The sequence below is a fragment of the Metabacillus sp. KUDC1714 genome (genome assembly GCF_014217835.1).
GTDB classification, from domain to species: domain Bacteria; phylum Bacillota; class Bacilli; order Bacillales; family Bacillaceae; genus Metabacillus; species Metabacillus rhizosphaerae.
In genome coordinates this window covers 4856506-4872000 of the sequence record NZ_CP055263.1, presented here as the reverse complement: position 1 = coordinate 4872000, position 15495 = coordinate 4856506, and the positions used below count along the sequence as shown (strand labels likewise).

The window sequence follows — 15495 nt, the reverse complement described above, 5'->3', positions numbered from 1 at the left end:
ACTAACCCACCCTTGAGCATAACCAGCGCGATAGGGTGAGTTATTGCCCCAACAACGCTGACCCTTTGAGGGGAACCTAGTTATTGCATGACTGTTTGGTGTTCGAGCACCGAACAGTCTTTTTTAGTTTATGCTTTTCCGATAATTAGTACAACCAAAGATTTCTTAGTTGAAAAGTCTGGTGAGTATCATAAGATCCTGATCCTAGCGATCTACTACCTTTACGCTAACTTCATCAGCTACTGGAGTTAATAACAGAATATAGAAACCAAATGTGTTTAAGTAGACGGTGCTTTCATGCGTCGTTCTATGATACGTGGGCAAAAAGAAAAAGAAAATAAAAAGAAAAACAACAACAAAAAGAAAAAGCTTTTAACCCTAATAGTGAGAATAATCCAGAAATAGATGATCAATCGTAAAACTAAAAATCAAAAAATGTTAAAGAGATAATAGCTTTCTTCTGGAGTGGCTGATCAAAATACAAACGTTTCTTACACATTGTAAGAGACGTTTTTTATTTTGAAATTGAGAACATCATCCAAATCATTTTTAACTAAACAAGAAATTAATTGTCACACAGAATGGTATTGTCACAAAAAATTCACATTTTTACACGCTACTTTTCCCCTCACTTTTCCCTATATAGAGTATGAAAAGAATATTCAGAAGAAAGGGTAGTGATTGTAAATGGCAAAATATCGTATGGTGCGTAATGACTTTTGGACAAACCCGATTGCTTTAGAAGAGATGACCCCGGAGGATAAGTATTTTTACCTTTATCTACTTACGAATCCAAATACGACTCAAATTGGAATTTATAAAATTACGAAGAAACAAATGGCGTTTGATTTGGGTTATTCAATTGAGAGTGTTCAATCATTAATGGAACGATTCATCCGGCATCACAAGTTGATCCGTTACAATCCTGAAACAAGAGAACTCGCCATTAAAAACTGGGGGAGATATAACTTGCACAAGGGCGGGAAACCTGTTATGGATTGCATTAATTCTGAATTAAAAGAAGTCGAGGATCTCTCGCTTATTTCATATGTTGGCGAAGCCATTAATAAAGAGGAAATCCGTAGTCTATATGAATCTTTTTCTAAACACGATATAGAGAAGGAAATTAGCCAACAAATTGAAGATGATACATATCCAGATACTGAATGTGATGAAGTTGATGATACATTCTTACCTTCTGATACAATACCTGACCAAAAAGAGAAAGCTTATAGCTCCGATATAGAGAATAATCCAGACATCGAGGAACAACCACAACATCAAAAAACAAAAGATGTGACAGAAATTGTTGAGTTTTGGGACAGCAATGGATTTGGTTTTTCCAACATGAATGCGAAGGAGCAGCTGTTATCTTGGTTAGATGAATCTAGCTTTTTACAGCCAAAAGATGTGGTGTTAAAAGCCTTGGCTATAGCCTGTGCGAATAACAAGCGAAAGCTAAACTATGTCATTGGGATTCTGAAAAACTGGGAAAATGAATCTTTACTGACCACCCAAGAAATTGACTCTTATCAGGAGAACGAAAACCATGTGCATAAGCATAAGCAATCAACTGAATCATTACCTAGTGGGCGAGCGATTCCAAGTGGATTTGAACTTGATTTAACAGCAGGTGAAGACTGATGTGTATTGCTGAAAAAGCATTCTTAGGAAGCCTGATGAAGGCCGAGTATCTACTCAAGGATACCGTCATCCAACCTGAACAGCTGGAACGTATACAGCATCGAGAATTAATGCGAAGAATGCTGGAGCTAAAAGAAGCAGGTAAGAATGTTGATTTAATCACAATGACAACCTTACCTGATCTCAAATCATTTGGCGGAATGTCTTACCTTTCGGAGCTGTTAGCATTTGCAGATGTTGAGAAATTTGAAGGAATCGAGAAGATCATTCTTGATCTCTGGAAGGAACGGGAAAAGAGAAACATTTTAACCATTGCAGCCAACAATGATTGGGAGATTGCTAAGGTTGTTGCCGAATTGGATAAAATTAACCAAACCAAGATGGATGATCATACCTCCTTACAACAAGCGTTGACAGATATCTATGAGGCACCATGGGAGGATCAAATCATGGTAACTAGTGCAACAACCGGTATTAAGCAGCTCGACGAGGTGACAGGAGGCTTTCAGGATGGGGAAGTGACGATTGTGGCGGCAAGACCATCAATGGGGAAAACCGATGTCATGCTTCATTTTGCAAAAATGTCGGGTTGGACGGGCTTTCTGCCACTCGTCTTTTCCTTGGAAATGCCTGAAAAGTCGCTAACCACTCGATTAATTGCTTCGACAGGGGGCTTTAACCGTACAAAAATGCGGGATCCGAAAAGAATGCTAAATGAACGCCAAAAGAATAAATGGTCGGACGTGATTGGTGAACTCAATGAAACTCATATGCAAATTTTCGATGGTGCCGGACAAACGATTGCTGAGATGAGAGCGAAAACGAGAAAATTGATGAATCAATTTCCAAACAAAAAACCTATCATTCTTATCGATTACTTAACACTCATCCATTCAAGTGAATCTTACGGAGGCAATGCCCATTTACAAGTAACTGAAATATCCAAATCGATCAAAACGATGGCGAAAGATTTTAATTGTCCAGTCATTTGTCTAGCACAGCTAAATCGATCGGTGGAATCAAGAGCCAACAAACGGCCGATGATGTCTGATATTCGAGAATCAGGAAGTGTTGAACAAGACGCCGATGTCATTTTGTTCTTGTACCGTGAAGCTTATTATGACAAGGAAACCCAGAATCATTCCCTTGAAATCATTGTTTCGAAAAACAGAAATGGCCCAGTTGGAACCATCGCCGTAGACTACAACGAGTATACAGGAAAGATTGAGGAGCAAAAGGAACAGAGGCTTATCCAACAATAACTTTAAGAACGAAGACGTAAGGCGATAAAGCGAGACTTCTATCAGTGGGGTTTTTTTCATCACTCCCCACTGAATGGTAACGAAACTTATCGGACCTTTACGCGCAGTTATCCCTTAAACTTCTTCTTTGCTTCTCTTGAGTCCAGAGGTGGGGGGCTAGCTGCCCGTTAAGAATCTTATAAAAATTCTCAGATCGAGGTGATAGTACGTGATTGTAAAAGATCTTTACTTGGAATCTATACGCTTAGAAGAATCCCCATTGGCCCATTACATCAACCATTTACTAACAGAACAGAAAATATCATTGGATGACAACATATCCAAAATAGACCTTGATCAAGCAGATCATCAGGAAGTAGCGGAAATGATTGAAAACAATGTCTTAAGCTTTCAAAAGATTGGCATCTACTCACTGAAGATGAACCAGAATAAATTTGTGTTTATCTTTGCTCAAAGCCAGCAACAGGCAAGCCAATATTATACCGAAACATTTCGGCAAACCCCATTGTCCTGTCACGAATATTTCCTCGATTTCGAGCTTTCAAGAGGAAATGAAGTGATTTCATTTCGGGACATGAGGAAGGAATTAGAGATCTTTCCAGCGATAGCGGGGTATTTTATGGGACGGTGAGAAAATGAGAGAAGGGGACTCTGTATAAAATCGTGGAAAAACAATCATCATAAACTCTATTGCCCTGTTTCATAACCAATAGATATTACTTTTCGTTACACAACTTTTCATTTTATTTATTCATGGTTATTTATGATTACTTATTATATAAATGTGAGGTTTCTAAATCATGTACAACATTCAAGAAAACAAAGCCATAAAAGTTGATGCAGTCACTTTTTCAGAACTACAAATGCTGGAAAACGATATTGAAGAATTATTAAGATGCAATATCGACATGGTATGTGATGAAGAAGAATCAATGTTAATTGTAGGTCGACAGGTTAGAAATGCCCACCATGGAAGAAGTGATCTCACTGCAGTCGATAACAACGGGAATATCGTTCTAATTGAAATCAAAAGAGACCGTAAAGATATCGAATCACGTAAAGAAGCATTTGAATTTCAAGCGATACGATATGCAGCCAGTTATGCAACTATTGAAGATCCTGAATCTTGTAAACAAAATCTATGCACCTTATATAGAAAAATACCGTACTGAATTCGAAAATGAATCTTTGACAAGTAAAATTAGGAAATCGAAAGCTAACAGAGTTTTTACATGTAAATGGAGCCGAAGCTAATTTTAATAAGAACCAAAAGGTTATCTTAGTTGCCTCTGAATTCGATGAACAAACCCTTTCCGCAGTCGCATGGTTAAATAGTAATGGCGTTAATATAAGTTGTTATAAACAATATTGTCACTCCTTAATACGTAGTAGACTCATACTGTGCAGTAAAGTTCTTCATTTTTAATGGACTTTTTGAAAGAATGTACTTAAGCTAACTGAACAGGTGAGTTCAATAAAAAATGATTTCCTGTAAACAAAATAGGTTGAATTATAGATCTATTGACGTTTTTCACTCTGTTTTTAATCCCTTTTTCTTGTGTCCAAATCAGCATGAGTATTCATCGAACACAAATACATGAAAACACCAGAAATTGCCTAAACTAGCCAAGAATAATACTTGATTGTTTTCATATGGGGAGGTAATGGTTCCTTGCGGAATTTCATAAAACAAAAAAACAATTCAATACATGATTTGTTTAAAGAGGTTTCTAAATCTGATGATTTTTACCAATTTTCCACTAAAAGCGTCAATGAGTCACCCATATATTTTTCCTATTATAAGAGCCTTATTGATGAAAAAAAAATTCATCATCATCTCCTTCCATATATTCAATCTGCAGAGAAAGTATTTACAGAACTTACGGATGTAATGAATGCCATACCTATAGAAGATCGAGAAATCACTTCCGATGCTAAAGTATTCATAAACAAACTGACAAAAGGCTACATTTTTATTTATTTAACGAAAACTCCTGAGAATGGTATTTTGGTTAATCTTTCGAATGGAACGAAGGGTTATAGAGATTTTAATGATGCTGAAAATGAATATAGTGTAATCGGACCAAATGTGGGCTTTGTCGAAGATCTTGATACAAACCTCAGCCTATTGAGAAGGCAAATTACATCCGACGATCTTGTTTTTAAAGAATTTACTAAAGGATCTCTTTCAAATACTCGGGTTATGATTGGATATATTGATGGAATTGCAAATCCACAGCACATTCAAACAATGAAACAACGTATTGAGGATTTAGATATGGATGTTATATTCGATAGTTCAGTTCTAGATCAGATTATTTCTGATAACTCAAATACACCTTTTCCGCTATTTATGTCTACAGAACGTTTGGATCGTACAAAGTTTATGCTTTTAAGTGGACAAGTAATCGTTATTAGTGACGGTTCACCTTATGTTATCGCAGGACCTACCAGTATATTTAACTTTTTTATATCACCAGAGGATTATTACTCACCGTGGCCAGTAGGGTCTTTCTTTCGATTAATACGATTTATAGGTGTCCTTTTTTCAATTTTTGCAACACCATTATATGTCGCAGTATTAACACACCATTATGCAATCATTCCGGAAGATCTGTTAACTCCGTTAATCATGTCAAGGGCAAATGTCCCGTTTCCTCCTTTACTGGAAGCTTTATTTTTAGAAATTACAATAGAACTCTTGAGAGAAGCAGGAGCCAGACTTCCGACAAAAGTAGGCCAAACTCTGGGAATTGTTGGAGGTATTGTAATTGGGCAAGCTGCTGTTGAAGCTGCACTTACAAGTAACATTTTATTAATCATCGTAGCTCTTTCAGCACTTGCTTCTTTTACTACTCCTACTTTCAAGATGTCTAATACGATTCGGATATTAAGATTCCCACTTATTCTCTTAGCTGCAATTTGGGGAGGTTTTGGGGTAACCCTGGGTCTTACTTTTATCCTGTGCCATCTAATAAGGTTAAAATCTCTTGGCACACCCTATTTGGCACCTCTATACCCATTCAGGTACAGAGATCTAAACGATAGTTTTATTCGGTCTTCTTTAAGTGTCACGACTAAACGGTATACCTTCTTTAGACCTCTAAAGTTGCATAGGTACAATGTCAAAAAGCATAAAGACATCGAGGATGACTATAATAACGAATAACTTATTTCTTTTTCAAGAGGTTGTGGGCCATGATGAAAATTTTAAAAATCCTATGTGTCCTGTTGTTAATAGTAGGATGCTCTAGGAATAAAATAGTCGAGGATTTAAAAATAATTGAATCATTAGGCTATGATCTTGAAGATGATAAAATAAAAGGGAGCGCCTCTTTCCATGTTCATTATGAAAAACCAGCAGAGGCACCAGTAAAGCTTCTTACAGCAAAATCCGAAACTGTAAATGGAATATTTACGACGTTTACGCAACAAGTACCACACCCTGTTGCAATTGGAAAAACAAGAACAATATTAATGGGAGAACCTTTTGCAAAAGAAGGCATTAAAGATTTAATTGGTACGCTTGTCAGAGATCCAATCATAGAAAGCAATGCAAAAATGGCAATATCAAAGCAGGAGGCTGCTGAAGTCCTTAATCTTTCTATGAGATTTCCACCCTTTTATCTCTCTGATGTAATTGAACAAAATATAACATACGGGAATACGCCACAAACGAACATTCATACAGTATTAAAACAATACTATGGTGCTGGGCAAGATGTTTACTTGCCGGTCTTAACCATTTATGAATCTGAGAAGATAATGGTTGATGGTTTAGGAATTTTTAAGGGTGACAAATTGATGATGCTCCTTCAGGATAGGGAAGCGTTCCTCTTTAAGATCATTAAAGACAAAAATATTAGTGGTACTTATGAATTCATCAGCGAACAGAAAGAGAAAATCTTTCTAAAAATTATGTATGGAAAACGAAAAGTCTCCATTAAAAATACTCATCAAAAGCCACAGGTGAAAATTAAACTTGATTTGTTTGCTCATATTAAAGATTACCCAAGGTCTCTTGATCTTTCTAAAAAGAAAGATGTAGATAAATTATCTAAAAAGATCGAAAAAGAATTAAGCACAAAAATTGAAAAATTATTGGAAGAGTTTAAAGAGGAACAAGTAGATCCTGTGGGATTTGGAGATTTAGTTAGAAGTGAAAAACGGGATTGGACTCAAGATAGCTTTAATGATCAATACCCAAATTTAGAATTTGAAATTGAAACGAAGATAAACTTTCTCCAGACGGGAGTGAATGGATAGTGGAGCAAAATAATAAAGAAAACTATTTAGTTTCTACTTTTTTTGTTTTCTTTTTGATACACTCCTCTCAAACAGGAATTGGTCTTCTGAGCTTTCAGAATACGATTATTGAAAATGCTGGACATGATTCATGGATCTCAGTTATTATCACTGGTCTAAGCCTTCATATTATATTATGGATGATACTAAAAATGGTTAGTAACCCTACCAAAGACTTGTTAAAAATACATCAAATTTCGTTTGGTGAAAAAACCGGGAATTTTTTATCGATTATTGTAATTGGATACTTTTTACTTTTGGCTCTTACCGTTTTTCGTACTTATATCGAAGTTATACAGGTATGGGTATTCCCAATGATCAAAACTTGGGAGCTTAGCCTAGGGTTAGCATGTCTAATCATTTATATCATTACCGGAGGATTCCGAACATTGACGGGATTAAGCTTCCTAGGAGTGGTTCTACCTTCTATTCTTCTGTTAACGTTATATTTTCCTTTACAATATGCTAATTTTAGAAACCTAATGCCGGTTTTTAACCATTCAATTCTGGAAATAGCTCAATCCTCTAAAGCATCTTCCCTTATATTTATTGGGTTTGAGTCCTTGTTGATTTACTTCCCATTTATTAAGCACCCTTCTAAATCTGCAAAATGGGCACATGGAGCATTAGCATTTACAACTTTCATATATCTATTAGCTACATTAATAACCTTCGTTTATTTTAGCCAAGGTCAACTTAAGCATACATTATGGCCGACATTAGCCATGATTAAGATTGTTGAAATTCCTTTTATCATGCGAATTGAATTTATTTTTATCTTTACTTGGCTTTTGGTTATACTTCCAACCGTCTGTATTCCAATCTGGTGTTGTACGAGGATCTTAAAGAAAATAACGAAAATTAAACCAAGGAAATCATTATATCCGATTGTGCTATTCATATTACTTTGTAGCATCTTTATTGATGACCGTCTGAAAGTAGATGCACTAAGGAAATTCACCTCAGAGGTAGGTTTCTATTTTATATATAGCTACATTCCAATCTTATTTATCATTTATTCCCTACGTAAAAGCAAATTTAAAAGCTCTGAGTATTAAGTTCAATGAAAACTTAGAAAATAGCTACTTTGAAGAATCTGGTGTTTAAGTAATTTAAAAGTTTTTTCTATGTTTACTTTTCGACTTTAGTTATCTTACTGCTATTTATGCAGTTAGTACTAATTGGAGCAATGTTTCTATTAAGCGGAATTCAATATGATCCAGTACCAAACATGGTAAGTTCTCCATTAAAATAATATTGAAAGAAAGAATATTCATGCCATACGTAAATATTAAAATGACAAAAGAAGATGCTACTCCCCCAAAAAACGTGAGCTTATAAAAGGCAACACAAGTCTTTATACATAGATGAGTTTTTATTTATATAAATAGGCAATGTTTTTTTGAACTAAATAACAGTTAAATATGTATGGAATAACAGTTATATTGAGAGGGAAAATTAATAATAAATAGCGAAGAAAATTAATAACCATTTTCTTCTGAGCTTTCCTCCAGTATTTAAGATGTCAAATAAACATAATGGTGGAAAACTTAAATAACATATTGCAAAAAATATCATACAAATTTAATTATGTTGAAAATCTACAACTTGTAGGGGGTTATTAATAATGAATACTACTGAAAAGGCTACATTTGCTGGTGGATGTTTTTGGTGCATGGTTTCACCTTTCGAAGAGTTACCGGGTATAATAGACGTTATATCGGGATATACGGGAGGTCATAAAGAAAATCCAACATATGAAGAAGTATGTTCAAATCAAACTGGACATTATGAGGCAGTACAGATAACATACGATCCAGAAAAATTTCCATATCAAAAATTATTGCAATTGTACTGGCAACAAATAGATCCAACTGATCCGGATGGACAATTTAACGACAGAGGGAGCTCTTATAAAACAGCCATATTTTATCACACTGAAAGTCAAAAAGCACTGGCGGAAATGTCCAAAAAGGAATTAGAAAACAGTAATAAATTTATGAAACCAATCGTTACTGAAATAAAACCTGCTACAGTATTTTATCCAGCTGAAGAGAAACATCAAAAATATCACAAGAAAAACCCTTTTCATTACAACCTTTACAAAGAGGGGTCTGGCAGAAATTCATTTATTAGAGACAATTGGAGGGGCGGATATGGAGAAGTGATCAATAAACTAACCCCTCTTCAATATAACGTTACTCAAAAAAATGCCACAGAGCCCGCTTTTAATAATGAATTTTGGGATAATAAAGAGGATGGAATTTATGTAGATATAATTTCTGGTGAACCATTGTATAGTTCTTTAGATAAGTATGACTCAGGTTGTGGTTGGCCAAGTTTTACCAGACCTATTAAGATAAGTGAAATTAAAGAAGAAGTTGACACATCTTACGGAATGAGACGTACAGAGGTTAGAAGTACTAAATCTGACTCTCATTTAGGACACGTTTTCGAAGATGGACCCGAAGAACATGGTGGATTAAGGTATTGTATAAATTCCGCTGCATTAAAGTTTATTCCAAAAAATAAATTAGAGGAAGAGGGCTATGGGGAATATTCACATTTATTCACTTGAAAATTCTATAAGGATATCTTGGCCAAGCTAACATTACATAGGAAAATATAGTTGATTGTAAAACATTCTAAACACCCTCTTATTTGGTATACCCATAGAAGGGTGTTTAATATTATGGGGAAATTTAAGCTTCAAAGTATTTGGCCATTATCAATTGTAAAAACTTGGCCTGTGACAGATTTTTGAGTCAATTGAATAATAAAGGGATAACTTGTCAGCGTTGGCTATCATGTCTGTAAATGTATTTAAAGCATTTATTTTTTGTTGTTCTATTTCATTCAATTCTGAAAAAGAAATACCGTCTTTACTTATTTTTCCCCAACCGTTAAGGACATCGTAATCTATTATTGGAAAGTCTTCTTCATATAGATTTATTTCTCTAATCTCGTCATTTGTATGAGAATGGCAGTAAGCTTGCAGAAAAGCTTGCCCTACTCTATGACTAACTGAATTTTCAACTGATTATGGATTAGCAGTAATGTATAGAACTTTCGCCATGTTAAACCAAATTCTCCCCTTTTGTTAAATTAAAGGAAATGTCAAATTAATGATTAATTTAACATTTCCTTTCCTTGGTTAAGTGTTCTTTATTTAGTAGGTAATCTTGAAGCTTCTTTAAATGCTTTTTGTAATACTTCATTTGGTTCTAGTAAAGCTGTCCCTTTTTTTTGCAGAGAACATAATTCGGTAATACTCGAAAGGGTCTTTATTTTTCATTAGATGAAGCAAATAACTAATCTGTTACTCCATTTCGAAAGGCGCTTTGATGAATAATGATCACAGAAATAATCAATCTTTTTTCAAAACACGCTTTTTCTATTTGCTCTTTTATCGAGGTGTATAGAGTTACTTTAATCAAACTTTATTTCAAAGCAACATACTGATTCATGAATAATCAAGAATTTTTTTGACAAACTAAAAAAAGAAATTGGATCTTTAGGGAGGATAAAATGAACGTAAATGAATTAGGTTTCCTTTGGTACTTACAATCAAGTTCAAACATGATCAATTTATTATTAAAATATCTTAGTGAAACTTCTGAGGATACTGACTTAAGGAATATTTTAAATGAAATATATAAAATCTCTACATATCAAGAACAAGAGGCTACTCAATTATTGTCTGACGAAGGTTATAAAAATACACCGTTCTTCAGGGAAAATGATATATATAGTTCAACAACAAAGCTATTTTCAGACCAATTAATTATAGAAATCTTAAAGCATATAACGAGTAATGGATTGCGAGAACTTGCTTCTCAATATGTTGAATTAACAGATTATAAAGTAAAAAATTTTTATAAAAACCTACTCAATGATGTAATTCAATTAGATTTTTCTTTATTAAAATTGCTTAATGATAAAGATTTATTACAAAATAATTCCTTCTCTTACAAAAAAGCAGATGAAAGGGATGGGAAACTATTCAAAGTTGCATCAACTCAACAACGGCCACTTAATGCGGTAGAATTGGCAAATATGTTCAGTTCCCTTCAATGTAACAATGTTGGAGTTGCTCTTTGTATCGGTTTTTCTGAAGTCGTAGAGGATATGGACACAAAGAAATTTATACTAGATGGGAAAAAGTTAGCATTTTATCAATCAGCCACATTATCAGATATCTATAGAGAAAATGGAATTCCAACTACAACTGGACTAGAGGCTCACGTTAATAAAGTAAAGGAATCACCTTTTTCAGATAAATTAATGGCAAACTTAATAATGTTCCTAAATTCAGTAAGTATAAGCAATTTACAAAATGCAGTGGTATCCAGTTATAAAAAGGATCATATAGATTCTTTAAAGGAACTAATCAAAATGGTTGAAGACTACTCAGAGAAAGGGCTGAAGTTATTAATAAGGAAAAATTGGTTTAATGAACCACCTGTGTCTAATTGGTCACATAAATAGAAACGGTGGCAGGTGCAAATTAAGTAATGGTAACTTCTCGGCACATACTGGTTAGGGATTGTAACAATCAGAAAAATGGTATTATAAGTATGTATAAGATATACAACAAATGATTAAAGGCAGCTCCTATTAGTGAACGAGAGAATTCTAAGATGGTAAGAAACGTCTTGATATCACAGAAAAAATTTTTTCCGCGAAATGATATTACTTGTTAAAACTTCTTTTCTGCGACCTAAATCTATTTGCCTTTTCATACTAAATAACATTCGTGAAATTTTTTTCACTACCATAATGAAAAAATCTCCAACATAATGCTGGGGATTTTTAAGGTTATTTTTTAAACTTATCAGGATACTGATTCTCCACTCCTATAGAGATAGTATCTGCCATGACAATTATATGTGAAACCCCTTCATCAATTGAAACGATTCTTGTGTTCCAATCTTTTGCTAAGCTTCCAGATAAATCATTTGTCACTAATTTCAGATGCATATACATCAATTTTTTCAGATCTTCATTTTTCAGAAAGGGGTTGGCATTGCTAAGGAAAGTTGCTATTTCATCAGCATTTCTATACCATTCTTTGTTTAGCTGCGTCTACAATCTTCCCCACAATAACAATATACTCCTTATGTAAATCTGTCAGTTTGTTCCCAGCTTTTTCTCCGTATAATGGCTTAATAGCATTACCAATATCCTTCTGATTTTTCAAAAGCCTATTTAGTACCTGTTTCTGATCCTACGCGCCTGCTGTTGTTGCACTTGTTATATAGTTACTTGTCCACAATACATGATCAATCCATAGTCTAATGAATTTATTTTCGAACAGTACCTTGGATTGGTTAATAGATTGTACCTGCGGTTTAGTGAAGGTGCTGGTTGTTCCAGGCAACATGTGCAAAGGACAATTTGAAAGTATTGGATACAAAATCATTTATACATACAATAAAAGATCGATCACAAGAATATAAAAATCTAAGTGAGCAGCTTGAACAGGTAAAACGAAAATGCAATGACATCGTTAATCTAGATGATCAGTTCAAAGGCAAGGGAGCTGATGCCATCAAGAACTTTTACCAAGCCCAAATCGATGTTATAGAAGCCTGGCTCCGCCTTACAGATCGACACATCGCATTTTTAAATGGAATTCAAGGAAGTACAGAAGAGAAGAATCTATCGGGCAATACAGTAGTCCACCTTCCATTTCTTGAAGATGAACTCGTGCATCACATAAGAAACCAAAAAGAAATGGTCACTATCCAACAGGATGAACTGCAAAGGATATTTAACAGGATTGATGACCTCATTTCCCTTAACGCCTTTTCAACAAATAGCTTCGATGACTATATTGAAAAACAGATAAAGACCGAAAAGACACCATTGAAGCTGTCAATCAGCTTGACCATGATTTAACATCAGAATACAAGTTATCAGAAGGTGATGAGCAATACGTCATCACTCTTTTTCAGAAATTAATTGAGGCATCTCGTCAAGGTAACACAATCTCACCGATTCATTTCAATTCAGCAGCCTATAAAGCAAGTGATGTATATCAATTAAAAGCACAGGCTGAACAAGAAACAATCAATTATTTAGCATACAAAAAGAACCAAGAAGAGGTCCGAAAACAACAAGCAGAAATAGAAGCTGAGATCGAAGCTAGAGAAAGGGAACAAGCAGAATTTGCAAAATTAAACCCAATTGAAAAATCGATACATAGCTTCATAGAAATGGGAAACGACTTTTGGGATGGCTTAGAAGCTCGGAACGAAAAGAAATTTGATTCCATATACGACTTCGGAAATTACCTAACTATAGGATCATTTGATACAGCTAAATCAATGTATCAAGGGATGGAAGACAGAGCCCATGTCGCGATGAATTCCCCGTATGATTTTGTGAATTACATAAGCATGGGAACACTTGACCTAGGAAATGGAGCGATAAATCCAGAAGAAAGCTTTTCAAAGGAGCATTGGTTGAGTAGTATAGGGTTAGCTAGTATTCTAGCAGGTGGAGCGAAGCCGATAGTTCGTGGACCGAAAACACCGAGTTTACAAGATAGGAATCTTGTTCTTGATAAGACAATTGATAAAGCTCATGAACTTACTATGAAGACAAAATCACATGTTAATTACGTCATTGGTGAAGTAAGAGGCGGCATTCACGTATTGTTGAATGAAATGAATGATCATAACAATTTGGCTTATAGTTTAAATGGTGAGTGTATAAAGATCCCGTTTAATGTGTTGGATACTGAAGCGGTTAAGAAGGTTTTGGATGGGGTTTTGTCGAGGTTTTCTTTGAGTGGTGGTAAGGGTACTGTTGAAGATGTTAAGGGAGTTAGTGGGGCTGTAGATGATATTATTAAAGACGGAAGTCACATAATTAAGGGTGGAAAATTAAAACCCAATATTAAATATCAAGCAGGCGAATATGATTATTTATATAAAACAGATGAATCAGGAAGACTAACCGAATTTAATGCAGATGACTTAAAATTAACAGAACGTGATAATAGATTACCGCATAAGTCCAATACACCAGGAAAAGAACCAGGAGACCATGCGGGGCACTTAGCTGCAGATAGATTTGGAGGCTCTCCAGATTTAGATAATCTTGTTTCTCAATCAAGTAGCGTTAATTTGAGTAAATATAAAAAGTTAGAAAATCATTGGGCTAAAGCAATAGAAGAAGGAAAAGATGTTTCAGTTAATGTTCAAGTTAAATACGAAGAAAATAGTTTAAGACCGAGCAGTTTTGATATAGAATATGAAATAGATGGTCGTATGAGGTTCACAAGTATAGAGAACTAGGGGTGATTATATGAGGGTATTTGAGGATTATTTTTCAGAATTACAAACAGACATGGTGGCTATTTGTTTAGAGTATGTCGAAAATAAAGCAGATGAAATTTTTATTTATTGTTCATATGAACCCGAAATGTATGTTTTTGATTTTTTCTATAGAATTAACGGAAAGATTGTCCACAAACATCAATTAAATGATGCTACAAAAGAATTAGATAGTCAACAAAATCAAGTTTACGATGTTTCAAGAGAAAGACTGAAGGCTGCACTAAGAATTGGTAATCAAAATTTAAAGCTTATCCATAAAAAATGTGAAGAGTTCAATAAAGAAATGCCTACAGAAATGAAATTGTATTATAATGTAAAACAAAATAATTTAAAAGGAAAATATAAATATGATTTAGTTTATACGAATGATAACGAACTATTACCTGATGATATTTTTGATTCATGGTTCGAAGAAGTAAAATAACTAAATTGTAAAATCAGACCTTTATTGGCAATATGCCTTTCAAGGTTTTTTGATATCTAAAGTTAATAGAATTAGCAAATTATATTAATCAAGAACTCATAATGGTAAGTTGCATCGGCATAATAAATAATAAAATCACACATACTACTCGCTATCGTTTAGAGACAAAAAATAACCCACCCTTTAGCATACAAGCGCGATAGGGTGAGTTATTTGCCAACATCGCCGATCCCCTTTGAAGGGAACCTAGCTATTGTGTGACTGTTTGGTGTTCTGGCACCGAACAGTCTTTTTTGTTTATGCTTTTATACTATTATAATAACCAAAGATTCAATGATTGAAAAGCAAAAAAAAGAAACTCCAGCTAAATATTAAATTGAATTTATTGATTCCCTTTTTAAAGGAGTATAAAGATAGATAACCGAAGAGAAAATGAATGAAAGGGGAAAAAGAGACCATTGGTACTAAAGCAATCAAGCTATTGTTTAAAATTCGTGGAAAAACAATCATCATA

At 34.4% G+C, this 15495-nt stretch carries 14 protein-coding genes; 12 read left to right on the top strand and 2 right to left on the bottom strand.

Going from position 1 to position 15495, the window contains the following annotated elements; genetic code table 11:
- Window positions 1-687: 687 nt before the first annotated feature.
- From HUW50_RS22440 to HUW50_RS22395, 9 genes are all read left to right on the top strand, one after another.
- A complete protein-coding gene (locus tag HUW50_RS22440; protein WP_260445579.1) occupies window positions 688-1644 on the top strand; it encodes a DnaD domain-containing protein in 957 nt (318 codons plus the stop codon).
- Window positions 1644-2906: a replicative DNA helicase gene (locus HUW50_RS22435; protein WP_185653324.1), complete on the top strand. Its 1263-nt coding sequence runs from the start codon at window positions 1644-1646 to the stop codon at window positions 2904-2906. The genes HUW50_RS22440 and HUW50_RS22435 overlap by 1 nt, the downstream gene beginning before the upstream one ends.
- Before the next feature lie 208 nt (window positions 2907-3114).
- The gene (locus HUW50_RS22430; RefSeq protein ID WP_185653323.1) at window positions 3115-3537 is read left to right on the top strand and encodes a hypothetical protein; all 423 of its coding nucleotides are present in this window, start codon (window positions 3115-3117) and stop codon (window positions 3535-3537) included.
- A gap of 169 nt (window positions 3538-3706) precedes the next feature.
- A complete protein-coding gene (locus HUW50_RS22425) occupies window positions 3707-4078 on the top strand; it encodes a PDDEXK family nuclease (protein ID WP_260445578.1) in 372 nt (123 codons plus the stop codon).
- Window positions 4079-4578: 500 nt separating this feature from the next.
- Window positions 4579-6075 (top strand): spore germination protein, encoded by a 1497-nt coding sequence (locus HUW50_RS22420; protein WP_260445577.1) that lies wholly within the window; start codon window positions 4579-4581, stop codon window positions 6073-6075.
- A 29-nt stretch (window positions 6076-6104) separates the two neighbouring features.
- Window positions 6105-7172, top strand: coding sequence for a Ger(x)C family spore germination protein (locus HUW50_RS22415; protein WP_185653322.1), 1068 nt, complete (start codon window positions 6105-6107; stop codon window positions 7170-7172).
- The gene (locus HUW50_RS22410) at window positions 7172-8269 is read left to right on the top strand and encodes a GerAB/ArcD/ProY family transporter (protein ID WP_185653321.1); all 1098 of its coding nucleotides are present in this window, start codon (window positions 7172-7174) and stop codon (window positions 8267-8269) included. Before HUW50_RS22415 ends, HUW50_RS22410 begins: the two co-directional genes overlap by 1 nt.
- A gap of 569 nt (window positions 8270-8838) precedes the next feature.
- On the top strand, window positions 8839-9789 hold the full coding sequence (msrA, locus tag HUW50_RS22405) for a peptide-methionine (S)-S-oxide reductase MsrA (protein ID WP_185653320.1): 951 nt from the start codon (window positions 8839-8841) through the stop codon (window positions 9787-9789).
- A 932-nt stretch (window positions 9790-10721) separates the two neighbouring features.
- Window positions 10722-11699, top strand: coding sequence for a DUF3231 family protein (locus tag HUW50_RS22395; RefSeq protein WP_260445718.1), 978 nt, complete (start codon window positions 10722-10724; stop codon window positions 11697-11699).
- 330 nt (window positions 11700-12029) lie between these two features.
- Here HUW50_RS22395 and HUW50_RS27215 read toward each other — a convergent pair whose 3' ends face one another.
- On the bottom strand, window positions 12030-12200 hold the full coding sequence (locus HUW50_RS27215; RefSeq protein ID WP_260445576.1) for a hypothetical protein: 171 nt from the start codon (window positions 12198-12200) through the stop codon (window positions 12030-12032).
- Between the two features lie 70 nt (window positions 12201-12270).
- Window positions 12271-12411 (bottom strand): hypothetical protein, encoded by a 141-nt coding sequence (locus HUW50_RS27210; RefSeq protein WP_260445575.1) that lies wholly within the window; start codon window positions 12409-12411, stop codon window positions 12271-12273.
- A 167-nt stretch (window positions 12412-12578) separates the two neighbouring features.
- Here HUW50_RS27210 and HUW50_RS22385 point away from each other — a divergent pair, with 167 nt between their 5' ends.
- From HUW50_RS22385 to HUW50_RS22375, 3 genes are all read left to right on the top strand, one after another.
- Complete coding sequence (locus tag HUW50_RS22385) at window positions 12579-13112, top strand: LXG domain-containing protein (RefSeq protein WP_260445574.1); 534 nt, start codon at window positions 12579-12581, stop codon at window positions 13110-13112.
- Between the two features lie 317 nt (window positions 13113-13429).
- Window positions 13430-14515, top strand: a complete 1086-nt coding sequence (locus HUW50_RS27205) for a DNA/RNA non-specific endonuclease (RefSeq protein WP_260445573.1) — start codon at window positions 13430-13432, stop codon at window positions 14513-14515.
- Window positions 14516-14525: 10 nt separating this feature from the next.
- A complete protein-coding gene (locus HUW50_RS22375; protein WP_185653317.1) occupies window positions 14526-14981 on the top strand; it encodes a DUF600 domain-containing protein in 456 nt (151 codons plus the stop codon).
- The last annotated feature ends 514 nt before the right edge of the window (window positions 14982-15495 follow it).